Below are 25,729 nucleotides of genomic sequence, written 5' to 3'. Positions count from 1 at the left end.
CTTCTAAGGCAGAAGTTATCTATAGCTTAAAATGACGTTTACTAACGTCACTATTACAGAGATCAATATTACAGATCAATTACAGATCTAAAAGAGCTTCTTCTAGAATCTTATTTAGAGAATCAGAAGGGGAATCGCCTTTCCAGTGCAGAATCAGTGCGTTCTTATGTTCATATACAGCAGGAGCATCATCTAAATAATCGATTTGCTGCTCTAGCTCGGTTACTGCATCTTGCAAAGCATCTGCGGATGCATAAGTGAAGATAGATAAAGCTTCGGGCTGACCTGTAGCATTTTCAGGTTGCAGAATATATTGAACTGCAGGAACGTGATTTAAAAGCGGTTTATCAGTGCTCTCACTTGCCGGCAGCAATTGAATATCTTTGCTCTCTAAAGCGCTTACGACCTCAGCGGGAGTAATAATTGCTTGAGCACTCAACATCTTGCTTGCTATGCCGCCAGCAGCAAGAATAAGAATAACTATTAAGGTAGTAAGGATCTTCTTTTTCATAAATTTCCCTCCGTTCTTACTCACCATTATAGCGCAGAACAGAGGGAGAATGTTGGGGAATTGTGAACTGATTGGGCTGTCAAATATCAATGAATGATGTTGCTTTTTCTCGCTTTTTTAACGAGTGGTTCTGACAATTGATTGATCGGTTTCTTGAGTAACACACCAAGCAGCATAAAGAGTCCAGCCATGAGCAGAAGAACTACAATATCTCTTGTGATCACTTCCCATAAAATGCCCCCGGTCGCTTCTCTCATGAGGCTGATGCCATACGTAAAAGGAAGGAACGGATGAATCAGCTGAAAAAAGAAAGGGGTCACTTCAATAGGAAATGTACCGCCTGCTCCGCCAAGCTGCAAGACAAGCAGGACGATAGCTATTGCCTTACCTACATTGCCAAAGACGGAGACGAGTGTATATACAATGATCATGAATACGCTGCTGATCAGCATTCCAAACCATACAAAATATACAGGGTCATGCACATAGGCGTGCAGTAAAAAGATATCGCCAAGTGTAACTACCAGCGACTGCAACAGTGCCAGTGTCATAAAAGTCAGGTAGCGGCCAAAGTACACTTGATAAGGTTGATAAGAGGATTTTACCTGGTGATTACTAGAGTGACCCTCCTCTTTTTCTGAGTGGGAAGGTTCATGTACTTCCACTGACAGCAGAGAGACAAGCAGCAGTGCTCCCACCCACAGAGATAAGGTACTAAAAAAGGGAGACATGGCTGATCCGTAATTCGGAATGGGATAGAGTTTATGTTCTACTAAAGATACGGGAGAGGCAAAAAAACTGCTCTCTTTCTGAAAATCAATCTGCAATAAATCAATAATTTCTTGCAGATTGCCGGTACGGTCAAACTCACGAATACTATTAGCGATTTCAGTTATTTTTTTCTGGACCTCGGGCAGTTCAGATTTGACCTTCGTCAAAGCCTCTCCCCCTGCAATCAGGCCCTTTTCAGCGTCTGCTATGATTTCTTTAATACGAGGCAAAGCTGTTACCGCTGTCTGCAGCGTTTGATTAGCTTTTTGGGCAGTATCGGCTGCTTTCTCCACCGCCGTCTTCACAGCAGGAGCAATTTCACTGTCATACCGAAGGAGTATATTTTCACTGATGGAAGCTGTTTCTTGCGCTGCGTTATATAGACTGTCCAGCAGTTCAGATGGATCTTGTCCCTCTTCAAGCGCACCGCGGATACTATTTATCGCATTCAGCTGTGCTGTTAATCTGTCAGACAATGATGAGAGCTTTGAAATAAAATTGGTATACACCTGTTCCGGCAAAAAGTTCTGAATCGCTTCTATCCATCCTCTTGCATCTTCGGTCAACTGGAGAAGCGAAGTAAGCTTCGGCTCAAGATGATCAAGGCGCTCGGTAATCTCTTCTGGGGTGAGCGCCGCATTTTGAATAGCTTCAAGTGCGGTGAGGGCAGAACTGGCTGCCTGGTTAATAAGAGTGACGTCTTGTTTGATGAGCGGTGATACAGATTCTAGGGTATCTTGTACTTTAGGCAGCACGTCCGCAAGTTTAGCCGAGAATTCAGAAGCCTGATTTGCGGTTTGCTCCATGGATGGCAGAATTTCTTTTACCTGTTCCACCATCTTTTTAAGATCAGCTACATCTTGAGTTGCTGTATCTGCTGCCTTTACCAGATCAGGTACCATATCTTCAAAACGATAAACAAGGGCTTTTAACTTTTCAATGGAAGGGAGCTCCTCTTCCAGCTTCACCCCTATTTCGTTAAATGCTTTGAAGATCACGCCATTTGCCGTTTTCACAAAATTACTGCTAATCTCGCTCACGATACTCGTAGCACCCGAAGAAGTGATTTTGGGTGCAACGGCATTTATTTTTTCGTTTACATAATACTCGAGTTCCGGCTCCGAGGGGTTATCCGAAAGTGCAGTAGCAAGTCCGGCAGAAAAATCTGCAGGAATGATAATGCTGGCGTAATAGCGCCCTTTTTTCACCCCGGATAAAGCTTCTTCTTCACTCGTAAAAACCCAGCCAATTTTGTTATTCGTATGTAGTGTATCTATGATTTCTTGCCCTGCATTTATGGATTTGCCTAGGAGCTCTGTTCCTTCATCCTTGCTTACGACAGCCACTTTAATTCCACCGGTATTGCTGTAGGGGTCCCAAGAAGATTCAATGTTAAACCAAGCATAGAGAGAAGGAAGGATAACGAGACCTAGAATAATGACCAGGGCAGGCCAATTGTGAACAATGCGGTGTAAATCTTGAGTGTATATAGAGAATATTTTCTTCATGTTCAGCGGTTTCCTCCGGGAGTCTAAGTATGATATCTAGTCTTCCAAATGATTTATTAGAATATGCAGAAGGCTTAAGAAGGGAAGAGACAAGCGGCTCATATGAAGATAAACCAAGTAAAACAGGGGTGTTAGTCTAAAAAGAAAAAATATTCCGCTTTTTATAAAAATAGTGGAAAAACCTTTTTTTATTAGGATTGTTTTGCTATAATCTCCCACAAAGGGAATTAGAAGTAAAAAAACTTCCGGGATTCTCACATCATATTGTTCTCTTCAAAAATGACATTTTCCAAAGCTAAAGGGGGAAAAGGAATGAGAAGAAACAGAAAAGGGATGAAGCTAACCTGCCTTACCGTTTTACTGTTAGCTATGTTTATTAGTGCTTGTTCAGGTGGAGGAGGTACGGCAGAACCGGCTGATCCGAAACCGGCTGATCCGGGAAAAGGGGAAGTAAGCAGTGAACCCGTTACACTGAAGTTCTGGACGATTGCACTGCAGCCCAAGTTTAACGATTATTTCAACAAGCTCATTACCGAGTACGAAGCTGCCCATGAGAATGTCACAATCGAATGGCAGGATTACCCCTATGATGCAATTACACAGAAGCTGCTCACGAGCAGTGCAAGTAACACAAGCCCCGACGTTGTAAACCTCAATACGGAATTTGCCAACCAGATGGGCACCAAAGGAGCTCTGGTTGATCTAAATGAATACCTCACCGCCGAAGAAAAAGCCGAATATTTTGATGGAATTTTCGATTCAACCGTTCTTGGAGATAAAGCATATGCATTGCCGTGGTACACAGGCACGGAAGTTCTTTTTATGAACAAAAAAATAGTGGAAGCTGCCGGACTTGATCCAGCAAGCCCGCCTCAAACGCGAGAAGAGCTTGCAGACTGGGCTCGTACGGTAAAAGAAAAGACAGGCAAAATGGGATATGCCTTAAATCTGGTTACGAAACTGCTGACCATTGATGGTATCCCGATTCTTAATGAAGATAAATCCGCCGCTGCTTTTAACACACCGGAGATGGCAGCTACAGTAGAGAACCTCAAGAAACTGATGGAGGAAGGACTCATCGTTAAAGAAGACTCCGATCTTGGGAAGCAGGTACAGTTCTATTCTGCAGAGCAGACGGCTTTTGTACTCGCAGGACCAACATTTATCAACTTTATTAAGACATCCGCTCCAGAAATTTACGAGAATACAGTAGCCGTATCTCTTCCAACTGGAAAAGCAGGGCTTCGTTTATCAAATTCCATGGACCTTGTTGTACCTAGTAAATCTAAGCATCCAAAAGAAGCAGCAGAGTTCGCTAAATTCATTACCAATGCAGAGAACCAAACTGCTTTCTCTAAAGAGGCAAATACACTGCCATCGACTAAAAAATCAGTAGAAGATCCATTCTTTACGGAATCCGATGGTTCGCTTGAAGCAGAAGCAAAACTTGCTTCGAGTCAAAGTCTCGATAAAGCAACGGATCACATGGTAGGTGTGCCGAATGCATCGGACATTAACTCTGCTCTAGCCCGCGGATTACAAGATATGCTGCTAAATGGGAAAGAGATTCAAGCCACCCTTAAGTCGATGGAAACCGAGGTCAATAATATTTTGAAACAATAGTGATGAGATATGAAAATAGATTCAGCTCTAACAGATAAACCAAAAAGTGAGGCAGGACTTGTTCTTGCCTCCTGCTGTTTATGAGGAGGAATGTAAAGTGAGATGGATTCGCTCCGAGTCTTTTGCCGCCTGGGCTTTCATGACCCCGGGGCTGATCATTATCGCCGTATTCGTATTTTGGCCGATTCTTTACGGAATTCCGTTATCACTAACGAACTATTCTGTCATCGCAGAGACCAAATATGTCGGGCTGACTAATTTTAAAAATGCTTTTCTAGATAAGAACTTCACGATCTCGCTATGGAACTCACTGCTGTATGTTATCGTAGTGCCGTTCATTCAGATTTTCTCCATCCTGATGGCTATCCTGGTGAATAGTCGCATTCCGGGAATTAAGCTGTTTCGTGCCGCGTTCTATATTCCTGTTGTTACTTCGATGGTGGCTGTGGCGCTGATCTGGAGCTGGCTCCTAAGTAATAACGGGGTAGTGAACTACCTGCTTATGAAAGTAGGAATTATTAGTGAGCAAATCTCTTGGTTGTCATCAAGTGAAACAGCACTAGCGACGCTGATGTTCATCACCATGTGGAAGGCGCTTGGATATTATATGATGCTTTATTTAGCAGGTCTGCAGGGGATTCCGAATGATCTGTACGAGGCAGCAAGGGTGGATGGTGCGAACCGACTTCAGCTGATTTGGAGTATTACCCTTCCGCTGCTGCGTCCTCATATTTTCTTCTGTTCCCTGATTTCTGTCATGGGTGCAGTGCGGGTCTTTGACGAAGTATATATTCTGACAAAAGGTGGACCCGGAACGTCAACACTCGTATCGAGTGTGTATATTTTTGAAAAAGGGATTAACCAATTTAACTTCGGTTATGCCTCTGCGCTTGGACTAATCGTCAGCGTGCTGATCGGCGGGCTAAGCGTGCTCGTATTTAAGTTCAATCAGAAAGGCGGTGTCAATCCTTACTGATGGAAACGACGAGAAGAGCAAAAAACGTGCGCAAGATTACCAATATGGCGGTTACCTATTTCTTTTTGATTCTGCTGGCCATCTTTATGATGGGACCTTTCCTGTGGCTGCTTAGCGTTTCCTTAATGCCGGGCAGAAATGTGTTTGCTACACCACCTGCCATCTTTCCAACGTTTATTGATTTTGATAACTACGTGCAGGTATGGGCGTTCCTTAACTTTCCGAGATACATCCTGAATACCGTCATTATTACCGCACTTGGCGTGGTATTTAATATTGTACTAGCTTGTATGACCGGATACCCGCTTGCGGTGTTCCGTTTTAAGGGCAGAAACTTCGTGTTTGTGACGATGATTGCTACCATGATCATTCCTTCATCCACCGCAATGATCGTGCACTATTTGACGATACAAGAATTGCATTTAATGAATACGTATTTGGGTGTAGTGCTGCCCGCAGCCGTTTCCGTATTTAATATATTCCTGATGCGTCAGACTTTCATTGGAATCCCAATCGATGTGAGAGATTCAGGGAAGATGGACGGCGCGTCAGAATTCCGAATTTGGTGGCAGCTCATTTTACCCCTGGTGAAGCCGGGGATTGCGGTTATTGCGCTGCTTGAAGTGATGTCATTCTGGAATAGCTTCCTGTGGCCAATCGTTATTCTTGAGGATACAAATAAGTATCCGCTGTCTTCTGCACTTACCTACCTAAATGGACAATTCTCTTATAACTTCGGCTGGATCGCCGCCGGAACCATGATTTCTGTTATCCCTATCATCCTAGTTTTCCTCTTCACACAGCGTTACTACATGGAAGGCATCGCCGGAGCCGTAAAAGGATAAGTTTTCTTTTGCCGATGGAAGCGGCAAGCGACACGCCGAAGGCTACAGAGGTTTTGCCCTACCTCATCTGCCTTATGTAGAAACGGCAGACAAGCGCCGAAGGCTATAAAGGTTTTGCTCTACCTTATCTGTATATGTGAAACGGACAGACAAACGCCGAAGGCTGCAGAGGTTTTGCTCTACTTTAGCTTGATGATGGAAGCAGCTGGACACACGCCAAAAGCTGAAAAATTCCCCATCGTCAGCCAAAAGGATTGTAGGCTGACTTATGCCAAAGGCATCAAACTAACTAATATTGAGGTAAGGGTGGAGTGAAACGACCCGCCACCCAGTCCCCCTTGCAGAGCGAGTGTTCTGGATTCTGAGCGACTTTTGGCTTTGAATGCAGTGATTCCTCTACTTAGAAACACTACGCATTCAAAACAAGTCGGAGCGAAGAAGTCAGAACAGGAGCGCCCGAAGAAGTCAGAATATGAGCGATGAGCTACCAGAACAGGAGCGATCATATGCAAATCACCTTTATCCCATTAGACGAAAGACCATGTAACTATGAATTCCCGTACATGCTTGTCCAAGGAACCGAGCATAAGATCGATCGGCCCCCTTTGTCCATGATGGGACAGAAGAAAACACCGGGAGACTGGGAACAGCTGTGGACATGGCTCGAAGAGAAAATAGAAACCGCAGATGGAGCGGTTATTGCGCTGGATACATTGCTGTACGGAGGGATCATCCCTTCTAGGCTGCACTATTTTAGTGAAACCGTATTACTCGACCGGCTGAACCGCTTGCGAAAAATAAAAGAGAAGCGTCCTGAACTGAAACTGCTGGCTTTTCAGCTGATCATGCGTTGTCCGCAGTATTCGATCGCAGATGAAGAACCGGACTATTATGCCGACTGGGGCCGTGAAATTTTTCGAAAGGGATACATTGATCACCGGAAAGAGCTGAATATCGCAACGCCAGAAGAACGGGAGGAACTGAGCGATATAAACAGCCGCTTACCGAATGACGTGCTGAATGATTATCTGGGCCGAAGAAAAATCAATATGGAAGCGAACAAAGCTGTGCTGGAGCTTGTAAAAGACGGGACGATTGAGTTTCTGATTTTTCCGCAGGACGACTCCGCTCCGTATGGTTATACGGCAAAGGACCAGCAGGTAGCAAGGCAGCGAATTGGAGAACTGGATCTGGAACTAAAAGCTTATATGTATCCGGGAGCCGATGAAGTGGGATGCACGCTGATGGCGAGGCTGATTAACGAGTGGAAAGGGGTACAGCCGCTTGTATATCCAAGGCTTTCTTCCATTCAAGGGGCTTTTGTGACCCCGGTTTATGAGGATCGTTTTTTCTATGAAACACTGAAATACCAGATTACTGCTGCAGGAGCACTGATTGCTTCGAGTGCAGCCGAAGCTGACCTCATCTTACTGGCAAGCACACCTGGAGAAACCATGATGGAAGCTGTTTCGCAGGAACATCCTTTTTTCAGTTATGACGTGTACCGGAATTTGATGGAGCTTGTGGAGTATGGGAGTTACCTGCTGAAGCAGGGAAAGGCGGTAGCCGTTGCCGATGTAGGATATGCCAACGGGGCAGATCTAAAACTTGTAAAGATGCTGCGTCAAAAAGGAATGTTGTTTCAGCTGGCAGGATACGCCGCTTGGAACACAAGTTCAAATTCACTCGGGACCGTGATATCCCAGGCTCTCCTATACACCCATTATGGACGTACGCAGGAACATCTCGATTTTCTGTCGCTTCGATATGCTGAGGATGCGGGCTACTGCGCTGTCGTGCGTAAAGAGCTGAATGCAGGTCTCGTGGATCAGATGGGATATAACAAGTTTCTGCTGGATGGGCCTCGCGGTGAAGTTGCGAATTATGTAAGAGCGAGATTAACAGAAGTAATAGAAGAGAAGATAAATGGATCAGATGGAAAGGTGACGATTACGGATTGCTATATGCCATGGAATCGTACATTTGAAGTCGGTTTGAAAGTGAAATATACGAGGGATTAGATAAATGGATACAGATAGATAGCTTTCGTACTTAGGAGAAGGATGAAGGAAAGAAGGTGCATCAACGATGGAACTCATTATGAAGCAGATTCGTAAGGGACTCATTGCCTCGTGCCAAGCTTTGCCCGGAGAGCCTCTGTTCGGTTCAGATACGATGGCGAAGATGGCAAAAGCAGCGGAAGAAGGAGGAGCTATTGCCATTCGTGCGAACAGTGCCGAAGATGTGAAAGCGATTAAACAAGTTGGTAAGTTGCCTGTCATAGGAATTGTGAAACGAGATTACGCTGATTCAGAAGTATATATCACTCCTACCCCCAAAGAAGTTGATGAACTGGTCGAAGCAGGAGCAGATATGATTGCCATTGATGCCACTCGGCGCAAAAGACCTGGCGGGATGACACTCGAGACAATGGTAGATTATATGCGTTCGCTGAATATACCGATCATGGCAGACATATCGACACTGGAGGAGGGGGAGTATGCAGCTTCTCTCCGGGTTACCTGCGTGTCGACGACACTCTCTGGATATACACCGTACTCTCCGAATCTACAAGGACCGGATCTGGAACTTGTAAAAGAAGCTGTCCAAAAGCTAACTATACCTGTCATTGCCGAAGGCAGGATTCAAGAACCTTCACAGGTAGAAGAGGTCCTTCGGCTTGGAGCATATGCCGTGGTGGTCGGCTCGGCCATCTCTAGACCACAGCTGATAACCAAACGGTTTGCCGATGCTGCACGGAAGGCAGTGATCCTACTCGATGGAAATGAATGATCGGATTCATACGTATTTTCCTTCCCTCACCAAGTCAGAGCAAAAAGTAGCAGAAAGCGTTCTGGCGAATACCGATGATCTGATGTATTACTCGGTCACTGAACTTGCTGATTTTGCGGGTGTTGGGGAGACCACCGTTATGCGTTTTTGCAGAAAGATTGGTTTTAACGGATACCAAGACTTTAAATTATCACTTGCCCAGAACGTTGGAGTGAGAAAGATAGATGGTCAGGATGAAGATGAGAATCATGGTGATTTTGTAAAAATGATCTTTGAGACAAATGTGAATATTCTGAAATCGAGCATGAGTCTGCTTGCAAAAGAGAATCTAATGCAGGCCATTGAATGGATTGATGAAGCGAGACATGTACAATTTTTCGGAGTGGGAGCTTCGGGAATTACGGCACTGGATGCGAAAAACCGGCTGCTTCGCATAGGAAGAAGATCAGAGGCTGTAGTGGATAGTCATATTCAGGCGATGATGGCGGTCAGTATGTCAGAAGGAGATGTAGCTTTTGGGATCAGTGTTTCAGGAAGTACGATAGATACCAATAATATGCTGATGAAAGCCAAAGAAAATGGAGCGAAAGTGATAGCCATCACGAATTATGCCAAATCACCTATTACAGCGATAGCAGATATTGTGCTCCTTACTGCCGGTAAAGAGATGCCGCTTGAAGGCGGTTCGATCGGGGCTAAAATTTCGCAATTATTCATCATTGATCTCATCTGTGAAGGCTTGGCCCGCCGTAATGTTGTGCTAACAAAACAGATGAAAGAAAAGACGGCAAGAGCCGTCATAGATCGAAGCTATTAAGAAATTAACACATAGCCGAGTAACTAACTTCATTCGAATGGAGGAAGCACGATGCAGACTACGTTCATGGAAGCAGATATCGTCATCATTGGAGCAAGTCTTGGGGGAGTGGCTGCAGCCAGGGCCGCAGCCAAAGCAGGAAAACGTGTAGTAATGACGGAAGAAACGGACTGGATTGGAGGTCAGCTTACTACACAGGCAGTGCCGCCGGATGAACACAGGTGGATTGAATCTTTTGGCTGTACGGCAAGTTACCGCGAATTTCGGGACCGCGTCAGAGCTTATTACAAAAATAATTATCCACTCACCGAAGAGGCGATGGCGAATAGCGTATTAAACCCGGGTAACGGATGGGTAAGCCGTATCGCACATGAACCCAAAGTCGCACTGCGTGTGCTGGAAGATATGCTCGCTCCTTATGTGAATACAAGGCAAATTCAAATTCTGTATTACACGGCAGCTATTTCTGCAGAAACGCAAGGTCCAGAGATTATCTCCGTACGCGCAAGAAATGAAAAAAGCGGCGAAGAATATCGGCTGACCGGGCAATACTTTTTGGATGGAACCGATAATGGCGACCTATTGCCGATGACAGGAACAGAATATTTGATTGGCAGTGAATCAGCCCAGCAGACCGGTGAACCTCATGCGCTGGATGAAGCCGATCCGGAAGATATTCAGTCCATTACACATGTGGCAGCAGTAGAGTATGTAGAAGGCGGTAACTTTACGATCCCCCGCCCAGCGAATTACGAATTCTGGAGAAGTTATACACCACTCTTCGGAGATATTCCTATCCTCAGCTGGTTTACCGCAGATGTGAAGGATACTGCTAAACTGAAACAGTATACGATGTTCCCTAATGATCAGGGGATTCCTTCGCTGTGGACCTACCGCCGTATCGTTGATCCATCCATATGGCGTGAACCACTACCGTCTGGCGAAGTTACTTTACTCAACTGGGCACAAAATGATTATTACTTAGCTTCTGTCATTGGTGTGACAGCGGAGCAGAAGAGGGTGCATGCGGAGCAAGCGAAAGAGTTGACACGGTCGCTCGTATATTGGCTGCAGACCGAAGCACCCAGATTAGATGGAGGCAAAGGCTATCCGGGAGTAAGGCTGCGAGGCGATGTACTTGGAACGGAAGATGGTCTGGCTAAGACTGCGTATATCAGGGAATCGAGAAGACTTAAGGCCCTGTATACGATTAGTGAGCACGATGTGAGTAAAGAGCTGCGCGGCGACCAGGGGATTAAGCGTTATTCAGATAGTGTGGGCGTAGGAAGTTATCATCTGGATCTGCATCCTACGACAAAGTCTCAGCGATCGTTCTACATACCAAACTATCCTTATGAAATTCCGCTGGGATCCTTCATTCCCATACGGATGTCTAACTATCTTCCTGCCTGTAAAAATATCGGAATGACGCAGATTGCTAATGGATGTTACCGCCTGCATCCAACGGAGTGGAATATAGGCGAGGCAGCAGGGTACCTTGCTGCTTATAGCGTGACCCATGGTATTCGTCCAAAACAGGTGTACGAATCAGCAGAGCATCTAGCTTCCTTTCAGCAACAGCTGCAGGAGCAGGGCGTCGAACTGCACTGGCCTGATGAAGTATACGATTCTTTATATTAAATGAAAAAAAGCATCCGATTTTCCCACTCAGAACGGGGAGAACTCGGATGCTTTTATTATGCGTTATATGTTTTTAGGAAGCCGCTCTTCCATTTTGATCTGAAAAGCAGTGATTGCCGCATATTCTTCTTCAAACTTGCGAGAAATCCGAATAAAGATAGGCAGCAGCTCGCGGTAAACGGAAACCGCTTCTGCTTCAGGATCATGATGATAGGTAGACCCGATCATGTCCTTTGCTACATCAAGAGAGTCGATGTTCCCTGTTGCGTACATCCCGAGAATCACTGCACCGAGGCAAGAACTTTCAATGCTATCTGGAAAAATGACTTTTTGATCAAAAATATTAGCCATCATCTGCCGCCATAATTCTGTACGAGCAAAACCGCCGGTTGCGTGAATGGTTTTCGGTGTTCCGATCTGTTCTTCAATAGCGAGCATGACGGTGTACAGATTAAACAGGACTCCTTCGAGAGCAGCACGTACCATATGTTCTTTCTTGTGCTGTAACGTCAGGCCAAAAAAGGAACCGCGGGCATCGGGGTTCCATAGAGGCGCCCTTTCTCCCATCATATAAGGATGGAACAGAAGTCCATCTGAACCGGCAGGAACCTTCTCAGCAATATCAGCAAGAACTTCATATGGATTTACGCCAAGCCGTTTTGCTGTCTCCACTTCGGAAGAAGCGAGTTCATCACGGATCCAGCGGAAAATCACACCTCCATTATTCACCGGGCCGCCGATCACCCATTTCTGCTCCGTTAGCGCGTAGCAGAAATAACGGCCTTTCGGATCAGCAATAGGACGATCAACCACGGTGCGTATGGCCCCGCTCGTGCCGATGGTAATGGCAACAACGCCGGGGTCGATTGCCCCTACGCCTAGATTAGATAAAACACCGTCACTCGCACCTACCACAAAAGGAGTCGATGGAGCAAGATGCATCTGCTCAGCATAGGAGGGATGGAGATCTTGTATAACGTGTGTTGTGGGAACCAGCTCCGATAAATGATCAGCCGAGATTCCTGCAACACGCAGTGCTTCTTCATCCCAGTCCAGGGTATCCATGCGAAGGAGCCCTGTAGCGGAAGCGATGGAGTGATCAACGATATAAACCCCAAAGAGTTGATAGAATACATATTCTTTAATTGATATGAATTTATGAATCTGAGGCATTAGGTCTTGCTGTTCCCGAGTAAACCACATGATCTTGGTGAGTGGTGACATCGGATGAATCGGTGTACCTGTTCTTGTATACAGTTCATGTCCAGTCGTATCTTTCCGAAGCTGCTTTGCATACGCAGCGCTGCGATTATCTGCCCAGGTTAGAGCGGGCGTAAGTCGATTACCGGAATGGTCCATGGCAATCACACTGTGCATGGCTGAGCTAAAGGAGACAAACTGTATTTTATCAGCGGTTGTTTTACTACTCGTCATTACCTGCTGAATCGAATAAACGACCGCTTCGACGATCAAATCAGGGTCTTGTTCCGCTTTTATTGCGCCTTCGGTATGTAAGGGATAGCCTTGACTCGCTTCAGCAATAATCGTTCCGTCTTCCTGGAACAGGACAGCTTTGGTGCTTGTGGTACCCATATCGACTCCGATCATATAGGAAGCCTCATGACTTTTGCCCATTGAATACACCTTCTTCCTCGGAAAATAGGAAAAGACCGCAGCTGCAGCGGCCCTTTCCGCGTTCTTTTTTTGCGAATGAAAGCCTGAGAACTATACTCATGCATTAACCTCTATTATTGCCCATTAATCTTCTCCCTTTTTAGATGAGGCAGAAATAATGGAGGAAAAGGAAATCCAGCCTAGTCTTTAATAGCACCCGCTGCAATGTCGGATATAAACTGCTTGCTTACAAATAAGAACATGATGATAAGAGGTATAATGGCGAGCAGTGTACCGGCAATAATCATGGAATAATCGGTATTATAAAGCCCGTTTAGCTGAGATAAGGCAATCTGAAGCGTGTATTTTTTCTCGTCCGTAAGAACGATGAGCGGCCACAGGTAATCATTCCATACTCCAATAAAAGTGAACGCTCCTAGAAAAGCGAAGGCGGGGCGCAAGATGGGCAGGGCTACATTAAAGTAGATTCGAAAGAAACCTGCACCATCCATGCGGCCGGCATCGAGCAGCTCGCTTGGAATCGAACCTTCAGCATACTGCCTGATCCAGAATATGCCGAAGGCATTGACCATTCCAGGGATGATCAGGGCTTTGAACGTCCCGACCCAGCCGAGCTCTGCCATAATGACAAAGGAAGGAACAAGAGAGAGCTGTGAAGGAACCATCATCGTCGTAAGCAGGACAACGAACAGGATCTTTTTTCCCGGAAATTCATATTTAGCAAAGGCAAATCCAGCCAGTGAATCGAAGAAAAGCACGAGTACCGTAACCGCCGTTGCCACGAATAAGGTATTTAAAAAGGCACCCAAAAAGTCAATCTGTGTCATGACCCTCGAAATGTTATTCCACAGTTCCCCGCCAAACCAAAGTTTTGGAGGGAATTGATAAATATCCGATGTCGTTCGGGTCGACATCACAATAAGCCAATAGAAGGGAAACATGGAGATCATAAGTCCGATGGCTAAGCCAAGATAGAGAATAAACGATGTTAACTTTGACTGCTTCATGGAACCTCACTCCTTCTATTTGGATGATGGACCTTGAACAATTTTCCAGTTAATGAATGAGAACAGCGCAATAATCAGGAACATTCCCCAGCCTACCGTTGCGCCGTAACCAAAGTAATTATTGATAAATGATTCACGGTACAGATAGAGGACAATCGTCATCCCTGCTCCGCCGGTTCCGCCATTATTGCCAAGTAGAATCTGCGGCTCGGTAAAGAGCTGCATCCCCCCGATCGTGGAAGTGATGACGGTGAAGAGAATAACGGGACGAAGGAGCGGAATGGTAATACGGAAAAAAGATTGAATTCCCGTAGCACCGTCGATTTTGGCAGCTTCATATAAGGTAGTTGGAATACTCTGCAGCCCGGCAAGATAAATAACGGCATTATATCCGGTCCATCTCCAGATGACCATAGAGGAAAGTGCAGCCTTGATTCCCCAAGGCACATCGAGCCAAGCAACAAGAGGAAGATTGAATACACCCATTACATAATTTAAAATCCCATAGTTGTTCGCGAATAAGGCAGCGAAAATAATAGATACAGCTACAATCGAGGTAACATTCGGTAGAAAGAATCCAATTCGGAAAAAGGTTTTGAACCTGACAAAAGGGGCATGGAGTAAAAAAGCGACAATTAGAGCATAGAAGAGCATGGGGATCGTAGAGTAAATCCAGATCATAAAGGTATTGCCTACGGCTTGCCAGAACTCGGGGTCGGTCAGCATATAGCTGAAATTATTGAATCCGTTAAATGTCATCTCGCCAATGCCGTCCCATTTATGAAAGGCAAGATAGAGTGAGAATCCGATCGGAAACAAACCGAAGACAGCGAACAAGAGATAAAAAGGGGAGATGGCAGTATACACGGCCCGGTTCTTCCAGATTTCCTTAGCAAGCTGACGTTTTGGCGGGACCGGCATATAGGTTTGTGTAGGTTTATGCTTTACAGGTTGCTGCATAAAGGTACCTCCTTTTCATTTGGGCTTATCGCTTCAGTTCTCGTTCTACCCGCTGCATCGCTTCATCGAAGGCAGTAGCTGGATCAAGATTCGCAATATTATTCAGCCAGCGTGTCATCACCCCGTGAACGGCAGGATACCGTTCTCCGAAGAAGGAGATTTGGACATTCCGTGCTGATTCTGCAAAAACTTCACCTGTCGCTTGTCCTCCAAAGAAAGGTTCACCTTCCCGAATTGTGGCACTGTCATAAGCGCTGGGGGTGGATGGAAATAGGTTGGTTGTTTTGAACATCGTCAGCTGGTTCTCCGGGTTCTGGAGCCACTTAATGACTTCAAAAGCTTCTTTAGGATGCTCGCTTGATTTTGGAATGGCCATGAACGAGCCGCCTACATTTCCGTCTCCTCCTGGAGCTCTTGTTACCCGCCACTTTCCTGCGGTATCTGGAGCTGCTTCTTGGAGAGGCTGTTTCATCCACACCGCGCCTACGAAAGAAGCGATCTTCCCTTTGTTCACACCGGCGTTCCATTCGGGTGTCCAGTGGTCTGCATTTGCAATGAGTCCGTCCTTATGAAAAGCGACTGACATGTCCCAAGCCTCACGAATGGTCTCATTCGAATCCCCTATAAAATCTCCTTCTGGAGTAAAATATTTCTTATCACTTTGTGAGATGATCTCGTTGTATACGTTTTCAATATTGTCATACATAAAGACCTTTCCGTTGAATGCTTCCTTCAGGGTTAGACCTGCTTTCCTGTAATCGTCCCATGTGCTCATCTGCTTATGCACTTCTTCAGGATCGGTTGGCAGCCCGGCTTCTTTAAATAAATCTTCTCGGTAAAATAGAGCCGTTGGTCCGGTATCCATTGGGAAGCCAATCATTTGACCATCCGGTGTAACCCCTTGTTGCCATTTCCAGTCTAGATACTGGTCCTTCACTTCAGCGGCTCCAAACTCATAAAGATCGTAGAAACGATCTTGGCTTGGGAACAGCTCCATAATCCAGTCATTTAGAGCAACGATATCGGGTTCGCCAGACTTGGCTGCCATCGTTGTCTTTAATTTGGACTTGAAGTCACCGCCAATCTTTTGGGTCACTAGATGAATGTTGGGAAACTGTTCTTTTGCTTTTTGAAGCAGTTGATCATCAATACTACGGTTCCAATACCACAATGTAAGCGTTATCTTTTTGTTGGATGACAATGGATCTGCAGTGGGTGAAGAGCTGCAACCGCTGATAACAAGAACCGCAATTAGGATAACGAGTGACCAGGTTCTCTGTTTCATCTTGAAGATGCCCCCTTTGGTGGTAATAGACTAGATTTAATACCATCTTATGCTTTATATGAAATGATATGTATCCTCCTGCGTGCCTAATTTGTTATGACTATAAACAGAGAAAGAACGACAGCTAAGTAAAATAAATAAAAAAAGCCTGCCGCTGTAAGCGCCGGGCTTCTCACTTGATTTTTGTATTACATTTTTTTCTTGATTTCATCTTTTAGTGCTTCAGAAGAAGTACCAAAAATAATCTGAACAGCACCATGACCAAGCCGCATAACACCCGCCGCACCTGCTCTTTTTAGTTCAATATCATTCACAATATTCTCATCTCGTACCACGAGACGCAGGCGGGTAATACAAGCATCAATACTTTCAATGTTATCCGTGCCGCCAATGGCTCGGAGCACTCTTTCTGCTTTGATCTCCTCTAGTGTTGATTTCATGGCAGGTACTTCGGGTTCTGCTGCTGTCTCTAGCACCTCTGCATCACTATCTTCGCGTCCTGGTGTTCTTAGATTGAATTTGACGATAACATAGCGGAACAGGAAGTAATATATAACGCCAAAGGCGAGACCAACGGGAAGGAGCAGAAAAGGGTTAGTCGATAACTTGATATTCAGCAGGTAATCAATCAGACCCGCCGAGAAAGCAAACCCAAGCTTAACATCAAGCAAGTACATAACGAGTCCGGACAAGCCGGTAAGCAGCGCATGAATGACATAAAGAACAGGGGCAAGGAACATAAAAGAAAACTCCAGCGGCTCTGTAATCCCAGTAAGGAAAGAAGCCAGCGCTGAACCAATAAAGATGGCACTAACCATTTTACGTTTCTCAGGTCTGGCGGTATGTATAAGCGCAAGGGCAGCTGCCGGCATGGCAAACATCATAATTGGGAAAAATCCGGACATGAAGACGCCAGCTGTCTTGTCTCCTGCAAAATAACGCGTTAGGTCCCCGTGAACCACTTCACCTGCTGCATTCGTAAAGTCACCAATCTGGAACCAAGCAATAGAGTTCAGTACATGATGAAGGCCGACCGGCACAAGCAGGCGGTTTGCTGCACCAAAAATAAAGGCACCTGTTCCTCCGAGACCGACGACCCAATTACCAAAGAAAGCAATGGCGTCTTGTATAGGACTCCAGATCATACCAAGCAAAGCAGCCAGAATAATCGTAGTAATCGATGTAATGATGGGAACAAAACGCTTCCCAGAAAAAAAGCCGAGCCACTCCGGCAGCTTCATGTTGTGAAAACGCCTATAGAGATAGGCAGATAGAATCCCTGTAATAAAACCGCCAAGCACCCCAGTATCCAGCTTCACATCGTCCGGTATATAGTCAAAAACAAGCGGAACCTGTTCCATAACCTTTACAAGAATCAAATACGAGATAACCGCAGACAGGGCAGCGACAGCATCCCCAGCCAAACCAATGGCGACACCCACAGCAAATATAATCGCAAGATTGCTAAAGATCGTTCCAGCACCCGCACTCAGAAAAGGAGTGATGTACTGGTTGATAAATCCGCCGACAGCTCCGAGCGGTATGTCTTTTTGATAGTCAATGAGTGCGAAGCCTTGCAAAATCCCGGCAGCGGGAAGTGTAGCAACCGGCAGCATTAACGACTTGCCGAGTCTTTGTAGAGCTTTCAGCATGAGTATCATTCGCTCCTTATATTGTGATGAAAAGACTAGCTTCTGCGGCATCCTTTTGCTGCCCCATGTTGACTTCCGCAAAGCCAGCATATAGATTAACTATACATAAAAAAGGCACTTGCTTTCTCTGCCGACTAGTCAATTTGACAAGAACATATTTCTCTAATTAGATAAGGATTACAGGATGATAGAGAACCATACCTGACTATATTGAAGTATTACCAGGTATTATGCCTTCAATCATAGTAAGAACGGAAGGGATAAGATTTTTAACTCATAGATGGTTAACCTAATTGAGTTGAACGCTAATATAAATAGAAAAGAGTACACCGTAAGTAAACCGTAAGGAGGTAAACAATGGAGCAATATATCATGTCTTTGGATCAGGGGACAACAAGTTCAAGAGCTATTTTATTCAATAAAAAAGGTGATATCGTCTATAGTGCTCAGCGCGAGTTTACGCAGTATTTTCCGAAGCCCGGGTGGGTGGAACATAACGCGAGTGAAATTTGGAGTTCGATCCTAGCTGTCATTGCGAATTGTTTAGCTGAGTCAGGGGTAAACGCTGCACAGATTGCCGGCATCGGTATTACGAATCAGCGGGAGACTACAGTGGTATGGGAGAAGGATACAGGACATCCCATTTATAATGCGATTGTTTGGCAGTCCAGACAGACGGCAGATATTTGCTCGAAGATGAAAGAGGATGGATTAGAGGATCTAATCCGTGAGAAAACAGGGCTTCTTATCGATCCTTATTTCTCTGCGACAAAAGTGAAATGGATTTTGGATCATGTAGAGGGAGCGCGGGAAAGGGCGGAAAAAGGCGAGTTACTCTTTGGAACGATTGACAGCTGGCTGATCTGGAATTTGTCAGGCGGAAAGGTGCATGTCACCGATTATTCAAATGCTTCTCGTACGATGATGTACAACATTCATGAACTGAAATGGGATCAAGAGATTTTGGATCTACTGCAAATCCCTGCTGCAATGCTGCCTGAGGTCAAAGGTTCATCTGAAATCTATGCGTATACTGTACCTTATCATTTCTTCGGTGCTGAGATTCCTATCGCAGGAGCCGCAGGCGACCAGCAGGCTGCTTTATTCGGTCAAGCTTGTTACCGAGAGGGAGATATTAAGAATACATACGGTACAGGCTGCTTCATGCTGATGAATACCGGTGAGACCGCGATCCGTTCAAAACATGGGCTGATTACGACCATTGCTTGGGGCGTTGGGGGTAAGGTGGAATATGCACTGGAAGGCAGTATTTTTATCGCCGGATCTGCTGTACAGTGGCTGCGGGATGGACTGCGTATGATCCGAGATTCTAAAGACAGTGAGCTGTATGCTTCCCGGGTAGAATCTACGGATGGCGTATACCTTGTTCCTGCGTTTGTAGGCCTCGGAAGCCCGTATTGGGACAGTGATGTGCGGGGAGCGATGTTTGGCCTGACCCGGGGAACAACCAAAGAGCATTTCATTCGTGCTACCTTGGAGTCGCTTGCTTATCAGACCAGGGATGTACTAACAGCGATGCAGCAGGATTCAGGCAATGGGCTGGCAAGGATGCGAGTTGATGGCGGTGCGGTAAGAAACAACCTGCTGATGCAATTTCAGAGTGACATTTTGGGCTGTCCGGTAGAAAGACCGATCATTGGTGAGACGACGGCCCTCGGAGCAGCTTACTTAGCGGGTCTTGCAGTTGGTTTTTGGAGCAGCTGTGAAGAGATTAGTGCGCAGTGGGCTTCAGAGCGAATTTTCGAACCGGTTATGAAGGAAGAAGAGCGAGAACGATTATATAGCGGCTGGCAAAGAGCAGTACATGCTGCCATGGCTTTTAAAATATAAAAATGGTAGAATCTGTGTCAATCATTCAGCTGCGTGGTAAGATACAGGTAAAAGTAAATAAAGGTCTGGAAGAGAAGGAGAGACTGCAAATCCACTTGGGGAATATCCCGTGTGCTATTTTGCAGTCTTTTTTACATAGGTTAAAGAAATGATGGGGGCGGAGGTTTTCTCATATGAAGGCAGGTTTTTCAGGGATATCGAGACTCGAAATGACCCAAACGATGGAGAAGAATACATATGATTTACTCATTATCGGCGGAGGAATTACAGGCGCAGGGATCGCTCTCGATGCTTCATCCCGTGGGATGAAAGTGGCTCTAGTGGAAATGCAGGATTACGCCGCTGGGACGTCCAGCCGCTCTACGAAGCTTGTGCATGGCGGTCTAAGGTATCTTAAACAATTTCAGGTTGATGTCGTAGCCGAGGTCGGTAAAGAGCGAGCGATTGTATATGAGAATGGCCCGCACGTTACGACACCCGAGTGGATGCTGCTTCCGTTTTATAAGGGAGGAACGTATGGCAAATTCATGACCGGGTTCGGACTTCGAGTGTATGATTTTCTAGCTGGAGTGAAAAAGAATGAGCGCAGAGTGATGCTGAGTAAAGAACAGACGCTGCAAAAAGAACCCCTGCTGAATGATCATGACCTGTCAGGCGGGGGTTACTATGTGGAGTACCGGACGGATGATGCAAGACTTACCATTGAAGTGATGAAAGAAGCAGTTAAGCAGGGAGCCCATGCAGTAAATTACGTAAAAGCAAATCAGTTTCTCTATGAAGATCAGCAAATCAAAGGTGCAATCGTGCGAGATCTGGTATCAGGAAAGGAATTCACGGTTCGAGCAGCGAAAGTGGTGAATGCAGCCGGTCCATGGGTAGATGAACTTCGGGAGCTGGATCGTTCCAAAAAAGGAAAAGTGCTGCAGCACACGAAAGGTGTGCATCTAGTCATTGATCAGAGCCGCTTTCCACTAAGGCAGGCTGTTTATTTTGATACGCCGGATGGCCGTATGCTTTTTGCGATTCCAAGAGAGGGCAAAGCATATGTGGGTACAACTGACACGGTCTATCAGGAAGATCTGGCTCATCCACAGGTCGAACCCGAAGATCTGGATTATGTCATGAAGGCGATCCAGCTTATGTTCCCGGGTGCTGGGATTACTTGCGATGATGTGGAATCGAGCTGGGCAGGGATCCGTCCTCTTATTTATGAAGAAGGAAAAAGCGCCTCTGAAATTTCACGAAAAGATGAAATCTGGCAGTCGGAAACAGGACTGATCACGATTGCTGGCGGCAAATTAACCGGTTATCGAAAGATGGCTGAGACGGTCGTAGATTTAGTTGCAAAGTTACTCCATGAGACGAGTGAGCGCGGGTTTCGTTCTTGTCAGACAAAACAAATGCCGATTTCAGGAGGGCATGTTGGTGGAAGCGGCGGGTATCCTGCTTTTGTGGAACAAATGACAAATGAAGGACAGCGGTATGGATTTACACGGGAAGAAGCATCCTCTCTAGTTACGATGTATGGTTCCAATACGGAGCGGCTGTATCAGATCGCAGAGCGGTTAGAGCAAGAGGTGCAGGATTATGATCTGCCTGCTCCATTACTCACCCAGCTTCAGTATGCGATGGAAGAAGAGATGGCGGTAACACCAGCAGACTTTTTCGTACGGCGTACGGGCAACTTATTTTTTCGAATTCAGCAAGTGGAGCAGTATAAATCCGCCGTCATTGCCTATATGTCTGAGGCAAATGATTGGACGGACATGGAACAAGATATGTATAGCCAGGAGCTTGAACAACTGATCCAAGAAGCAAAGCCGCAGCGGGTCTAGATTAGATATATAGGGAGATGATGAAATGATGTTACACATCGGAATTATTGGTACGGGGTGGTTTAGTAAAGTACATGCGGATCTGCTTCATGAGACAGAAGATGTGAAGATACAAGCGATTCTTGGTACGAGTCTCGAAAAGGCGCAGACGATGGCTGTAAAATATGAGGCAAATCCTTATGAAGATCTTCATACCATGCTTGAACAGGAAAAGCTGGATGCTGTTTATATCTGTGTTCCGCCGATGGCGCATGGAGAGATAGAGTTTGCATTAATCGAACGGGGCATCCCCTTCTTTGTAGAGAAGCCGCTGGCAATTGATCTTGAGCTGCCGATGCAAATTGAAGCTGCGATTCGTGAGAAAGGACTGCTGACGGCTGTAGGGTATCATTTTCGCTATCAGGAGCATGCAGAAAAGCTCAAACAGGCATTAGCGGGACAAACGATCGGGATGGCCAGCGGCTGCTGGAATGGAGGGATGCCAGGCGTAGCTTGGTGGCGTGATCTAGAAGGCTCTGGCGGGCAATTTATTGAACAGACCACGCATATTGTCGACTTACTCCGTTATGTAGCAGGCGAAGTGTCAGAGGTACAGGCGATGTATGCAGGGCGCAGCATGCACAAGCTCCATGAAGGAGTTACGGTTCCAGATGTAGGGACTGTAAACTTAAAGATGCGAAATGGAGCAGTAGCCAATATTATGAACACCTGTATTCTACCTGATGGAGTAGCGGGACGATCCGGTCTTACTTTCTATACAGCGGAGGGCGTATGGGAGTGGAATCCTGAACAGCTGGCCATTTCAACTTCTGACGGGAAGCAAACCATAGCGGGTGAGAATAATCCTTATCAGAGTGAAAATGAAGCCTTTCTGCATGCTCTTCGGACAGGAGATCGCAGCTTCATTCGATCAGATTACCAAGATGCACTCCGTACACAGGCAGTTACTGTAGCTGCATTACAGTCTGCTAGGTATGGAGATCGGCTGTTTATTTCAGAGCCGACAAATAATGAATCGGTATAAGTGATTCTGGGTTCTGCTTCATAGATAAATACAAGAAACAAGCCCCTCTTCTTGATGAAGAGGGGCTTGTCCACTTTGTATACCTTTTGTCATGTAACTGCTACTTTAAAATCTGATATTCCTACATGATACCGTTTACTAAAGAAGTTTCTTGAGCTGAGATACACGCCCTTGGCTGATCCCTAGTTTCTCAGCGATTTGATTCTGAGAGATACCGGGATGCGTATCTAGTATTTCTTTCATCTTACGCAGCATTTGCGCTGTCTTCGGTCTTACATCACGGGCAAATTCGTCGGAGTTGGTGGCGAACGGATGTCTATGTACGTTAGGTTTTGCTGACAATTCTGGCTTAATAAAGTAGGTTGCACGTCGTTCATGCTCAGAAAGTGTCTTTTCTTGTCGTTCGCCTGCTGAAATATCGATTAGGTTTTCCGCGATTTTTAACTCTTTAGCACAATTCTTGCAGATAAACTGCTCCTTGAAATACATTTCAGTATCTACATTTCCGCAAAAAATGCATAACGTAGATTTGTATTTACGAAGGATTAGCTCCTTACCTTCAATAAAGAACTCAAGCGGGTCGCCGATATCAATCTCCATGGTATCACGCATCTCTTTTGGTAGGACAATGCGGCCAAGGCGGTCGAGCGCTCTTTTCATACCGGTTCTCTTCATGGGTAATCTCCCCCGCTAATCAGCGATGTTATCGTTCTTTCATTTTAAGGTAGAAGTGTCCTGCAATACAATAACTTTTTTGAAAAAAAAGGGATAGAAGGTGTATTAAGAGAACAAAAACATCGATATGACAGGGGATATTGCTAGAGTGATGATAGCGGAGAGCACCATGGATATGCTGGATATCGTCCCGGTAAGGGGGCTGAATTCGAATGCTTTGGAAGTCCCGGTACCATGCGCACTTGTACCATAAAGAATTCCACGGGCGATTTCCCCGTCAATTTTCAACAATTTTAGGGTATAAGGTCCAATTAAAAGTCCCATAAGTCCTGTCATAACGACGAAGACGGCAGTGATCTGAGGCACGCCTCCAATCATGGTAGCTACGTTCATCGCAATCGGTGTCGTAATCGAGTGTGGCAGCAAGCTTGATTCAAGGCCTGGATCAAGATGTAGTCCCTTGGCAACAAGAACAGAGGAAGTGATGGCGACCACAGAACCGAGCGATACACCGGTCACAATTTCACGCCAGTATTGCTTGAGTTCTTTCAAATATTTATAAAGCGGAATTGCAAATGCAACGGTTGCGGGCTGCAAGAGCAGAGTCAGTATACTCCCGCCTTTGTTATATGAGTTATAAGATGTATCCGTCGTCAGAAGAGCAACAATAATGACCACAGGCACAATAATGAGTGGAGATAAGTACACTTTAGGCATCTTTTTATACATTTTTTTGGCTAGCAGGTAGATGGCTAGAGTGAAGACGAGACAGAGCAATGCGGTCATTTTGTTTTTTCTCCTTTCTTTTTGTCATGATTGAAGCAATAAGCCCCGATACAGCCATAACAAGAAATGTACTGATCAGAATGACGAGCAGAATGCTTAAACCATCTTGCTTCATCATTTCGAAATAATTCATAACCCCAACAGCGGAGGGGATAAAAAACAATAGAAGCTCTGCGAGCAGCCAGCTTGCACCGGCATCAATCCAACTGAGTTTAATGATGCGGGTCTGCAGAAGGATGAACAGAACCACCATACCAAGAATCGATCCAGGAATAGGCAGGTGCAGGAGATTCGCCATCCCGTTCATAAGCAGTGCGAACAAGAGCAGGATCAGGACCTGAAATACGATCTTTCCTGTTTGTTTCATGTGATGGACCTCCTTAAAAAACAAAGCTATATAGATAATAAAACACTTTGAAATTGGAATGTTTTGTTACTGAAAATTTTACATTAAATTCTTTCATGAGTAAAATGCATATTAAGCATTTCTACTATTCCTTTTTTCTATAGTAGGGAAGGAGTTCACTTATGGACATTAGGCATCTGAATTATTTTTTGGAAGTAGCGCGGCAAAAGAGCTTTACTAAAGCAGCTCAGGCCCTGTATATAACCCAACCTTCGATTAGTAAGACGGTTAAGAATTTGGAAGAAGAATTAGGGGTGACTCTACTTGATCGGTACGGGAAGAAAGTCGAGCTTACAGATGCAGGAGAGGTTTTTGCAAGGCAGGCTCAAGAGATTGTGAATTCTTTTCATAACTTGTCCTCAGAACTCGATGATTTAATGAATCTAAAAAAGGGTCATATCCGGATTGGGCTTCCGCCAATGATTGGTGCGAGCTTCTTCCCTAAGGTCATTGGGGAGTTCTACAAACAGTATCCGAATATCACCATTCAGCTGTTTGAGGATGGCGGGAAAAAAGTAGAGAAAGACGTGGTATCCGGTGCACTTGATATTGGTGTTACTGTCTTGCCAGCCGATGACTCACTACTAGATGGATATGTATTTGTTACAGAATCACTTAAAGTCGTACTTCACCCTACACATCCGCTTTCTGGTGAAGAAGAGATTCGTTTATCAGCATTTCGGGAAGATGCATTTATTCTCTTCCGTGAAGACTTTACTTTGCATGACCGCATTATTGGTGCTTGTCAAAAAGCAGGCTACCAGCCTCGTATTATCTATGAAAGTGCCCAGTGGGATCTGATCAGTAATATGGTGGCAGCGGGGCTTGGTGTGGCGCTTATGCCGGAGACAATTTGCAGGGAACTGGATGTGGAGGAAGTATGTATTTTGCCGCTTCACGAACGTATCCCTTGGGAACTTGGCATGGTTTGGCGTAAAGATCGTTATCAATCCTTCGCGGTAAGAGAATGGATCGCATTCACCGAGTCTATGCTGAAACAAAAAAGCTAACGATGATACCCTTTGCTAGATACAATAGTGGCACTAGTGGCTCTAGTGGTATACAAAGGTTATAAATACGAAAAACCCTCTATACAAGTACAGAGGGTTTTTCGTATTTGCTATTTTG

At 45.4% G+C, this 25,729-nt stretch carries 20 protein-coding genes and 1 pseudogene; 11 read left to right on the top strand and 10 right to left on the bottom strand.

Annotation, left to right across the window (positions count from 1 at the left end):
* Positions 1-79: 79 nt before the first annotated feature.
* Both KJS58_RS03960 and KJS58_RS03955 read right to left on the bottom strand, forming a co-directional pair.
* On the bottom strand, positions 80-511 hold the full coding sequence (locus KJS58_RS03960; RefSeq protein WP_213530643.1) for a hypothetical protein: 432 nt from the start codon (positions 509-511) through the stop codon (positions 80-82).
* 86 nt (positions 512-597) lie between these two features.
* Positions 598-2,790, bottom strand: coding sequence for a YhgE/Pip domain-containing protein (locus KJS58_RS03955; protein ID WP_213530641.1), 2,193 nt, complete (start codon positions 2,788-2,790; stop codon positions 598-600).
* Positions 2,791-3,102: 312 nt separating this feature from the next.
* On the opposite strand from KJS58_RS03955, the gene KJS58_RS03950 reads away from it, so the two are divergent.
* The 7 genes from KJS58_RS03950 to KJS58_RS03920 all read left to right on the top strand — a co-directional run bounded on the left by KJS58_RS03950 (position 3,103) and on the right by KJS58_RS03920 (position 11,485).
* Positions 3,103-4,413 (top strand): ABC transporter substrate-binding protein, encoded by a 1,311-nt coding sequence (locus tag KJS58_RS03950; RefSeq protein ID WP_213530639.1) that lies wholly within the window; start codon positions 3,103-3,105, stop codon positions 4,411-4,413.
* Positions 4,414-4,510: 97 nt separating this feature from the next.
* Complete coding sequence (locus tag KJS58_RS03945; protein WP_236570505.1) at positions 4,511-5,389, top strand: carbohydrate ABC transporter permease; 879 nt, start codon at positions 4,511-4,513, stop codon at positions 5,387-5,389.
* Positions 5,389-6,234 (top strand): carbohydrate ABC transporter permease, encoded by an 846-nt coding sequence (locus KJS58_RS03940; RefSeq protein WP_213530637.1) that lies wholly within the window; start codon positions 5,389-5,391, stop codon positions 6,232-6,234. Before KJS58_RS03945 ends, KJS58_RS03940 begins: the two co-directional genes overlap by 1 nt.
* Before the next feature lie 506 nt (positions 6,235-6,740).
* The gene (locus KJS58_RS03935) at positions 6,741-8,255 is read left to right on the top strand and encodes a DUF4127 family protein (RefSeq protein WP_249716879.1); all 1,515 of its coding nucleotides are present in this window, start codon (positions 6,741-6,743) and stop codon (positions 8,253-8,255) included.
* A gap of 67 nt (positions 8,256-8,322) precedes the next feature.
* Positions 8,323-9,027 (top strand): N-acetylmannosamine-6-phosphate 2-epimerase, encoded by a 705-nt coding sequence (locus KJS58_RS03930; RefSeq protein ID WP_213530633.1) that lies wholly within the window; start codon positions 8,323-8,325, stop codon positions 9,025-9,027.
* Positions 9,014-9,844: a MurR/RpiR family transcriptional regulator gene (locus tag KJS58_RS03925; protein WP_213530631.1), complete on the top strand. Its 831-nt coding sequence runs from the start codon at positions 9,014-9,016 to the stop codon at positions 9,842-9,844. The genes KJS58_RS03930 and KJS58_RS03925 overlap by 14 nt, the downstream gene beginning before the upstream one ends.
* A gap of 51 nt (positions 9,845-9,895) precedes the next feature.
* Positions 9,896-11,485, top strand: coding sequence for an FAD-dependent oxidoreductase (locus KJS58_RS03920; RefSeq protein WP_213530629.1), 1,590 nt, complete (start codon positions 9,896-9,898; stop codon positions 11,483-11,485).
* Between the two features lie 63 nt (positions 11,486-11,548).
* Here the strand turns inward: KJS58_RS03920 and gntK are convergent, their stop codons facing one another.
* From gntK to nagE, 5 genes are all read right to left on the bottom strand, one after another.
* Positions 11,549-13,120: a gluconokinase gene (gntK, locus tag KJS58_RS03915; RefSeq protein WP_213530627.1), complete on the bottom strand. Its 1,572-nt coding sequence runs from the start codon at positions 13,118-13,120 to the stop codon at positions 11,549-11,551.
* A 179-nt stretch (positions 13,121-13,299) separates the two neighbouring features.
* Positions 13,300-14,127 carry a carbohydrate ABC transporter permease gene (locus KJS58_RS03910; RefSeq protein ID WP_213530625.1) on the bottom strand — a complete coding sequence of 276 codons (828 nt, stop codon included), beginning with the start codon at positions 14,125-14,127 and terminating at the stop codon, positions 13,300-13,302.
* A 15-nt stretch (positions 14,128-14,142) separates the two neighbouring features.
* The gene (locus tag KJS58_RS03905; RefSeq protein ID WP_306433056.1) at positions 14,143-15,048 is read right to left on the bottom strand and encodes a carbohydrate ABC transporter permease; all 906 of its coding nucleotides are present in this window, start codon (positions 15,046-15,048) and stop codon (positions 14,143-14,145) included.
* A gap of 64 nt (positions 15,049-15,112) precedes the next feature.
* A complete protein-coding gene (locus tag KJS58_RS03900; RefSeq protein ID WP_213530621.1) occupies positions 15,113-16,372 on the bottom strand; it encodes an ABC transporter substrate-binding protein in 1,260 nt (419 codons plus the stop codon).
* A 188-nt stretch (positions 16,373-16,560) separates the two neighbouring features.
* Positions 16,561-18,024: an N-acetylglucosamine-specific PTS transporter subunit IIBC gene (gene nagE, locus KJS58_RS03895; RefSeq protein WP_213530619.1), complete on the bottom strand. Its 1,464-nt coding sequence runs from the start codon at positions 18,022-18,024 to the stop codon at positions 16,561-16,563.
* A gap of 357 nt (positions 18,025-18,381) precedes the next feature.
* Here nagE and glpK point away from each other — a divergent pair, with 357 nt between their 5' ends.
* The 3 genes from glpK (at position 18,382) to KJS58_RS03880 (ending at position 22,734) form a co-directional block, all read left to right on the top strand.
* Positions 18,382-19,875 carry a glycerol kinase GlpK gene (gene glpK / locus KJS58_RS03890; RefSeq protein WP_213530617.1) on the top strand — a complete coding sequence of 498 codons (1,494 nt, stop codon included), beginning with the start codon at positions 18,382-18,384 and terminating at the stop codon, positions 19,873-19,875.
* A 173-nt stretch (positions 19,876-20,048) separates the two neighbouring features.
* Positions 20,049-21,710 (top strand): glycerol-3-phosphate dehydrogenase/oxidase, encoded by a 1,662-nt coding sequence (locus KJS58_RS03885; RefSeq protein ID WP_213530615.1) that lies wholly within the window; start codon positions 20,049-20,051, stop codon positions 21,708-21,710.
* A gap of 25 nt (positions 21,711-21,735) precedes the next feature.
* Entirely contained in the window at positions 21,736-22,734 is a 999-nt protein-coding gene (locus tag KJS58_RS03880) for a Gfo/Idh/MocA family protein (protein ID WP_213530613.1), read from the top strand.
* Positions 22,735-22,872: 138 nt separating this feature from the next.
* Here KJS58_RS03880 and KJS58_RS03875 read toward each other — a convergent pair whose 3' ends face one another.
* The 3 genes and pseudogenes from KJS58_RS03875 to KJS58_RS03865 form a co-directional block, all read right to left on the bottom strand.
* Entirely contained in the window at positions 22,873-23,409 is a 537-nt protein-coding gene (locus tag KJS58_RS03875; RefSeq protein WP_213530611.1) for an AbrB/MazE/SpoVT family DNA-binding domain-containing protein, read from the bottom strand.
* A gap of 105 nt (positions 23,410-23,514) precedes the next feature.
* A complete protein-coding gene (locus tag KJS58_RS03870; protein ID WP_213530609.1) occupies positions 23,515-24,195 on the bottom strand; it encodes a CidB/LrgB family autolysis modulator in 681 nt (226 codons plus the stop codon).
* Positions 24,194-24,562: pseudogene (locus tag KJS58_RS03865) on the bottom strand (CidA/LrgA family protein); the annotation flags it as partial. The gene KJS58_RS03870 and the pseudogene KJS58_RS03865, both read right to left, overlap by 2 nt.
* Positions 24,563-24,723: 161 nt before the next feature.
* Here KJS58_RS03865 and cidR point away from each other — a divergent pair.
* Positions 24,724-25,611, top strand: a complete 888-nt coding sequence (cidR, locus tag KJS58_RS03860; protein ID WP_213530605.1) for a cidABC operon transcriptional activator CidR — start codon at positions 24,724-24,726, stop codon at positions 25,609-25,611.
* Positions 25,612-25,729: the final 118 nt, after the last annotated feature.

Origin of the sequence: Paenibacillus sp. J45TS6 (assembly GCF_018403285.1) — a bacterium.
In the GTDB taxonomy this organism is placed as follows: domain Bacteria; phylum Bacillota; class Bacilli; order Paenibacillales; family Paenibacillaceae; genus Paenibacillus.
Note: the sequence above shows the minus strand (reverse complement) of the source record. Positions and strands in the feature narration are given on the sequence as shown.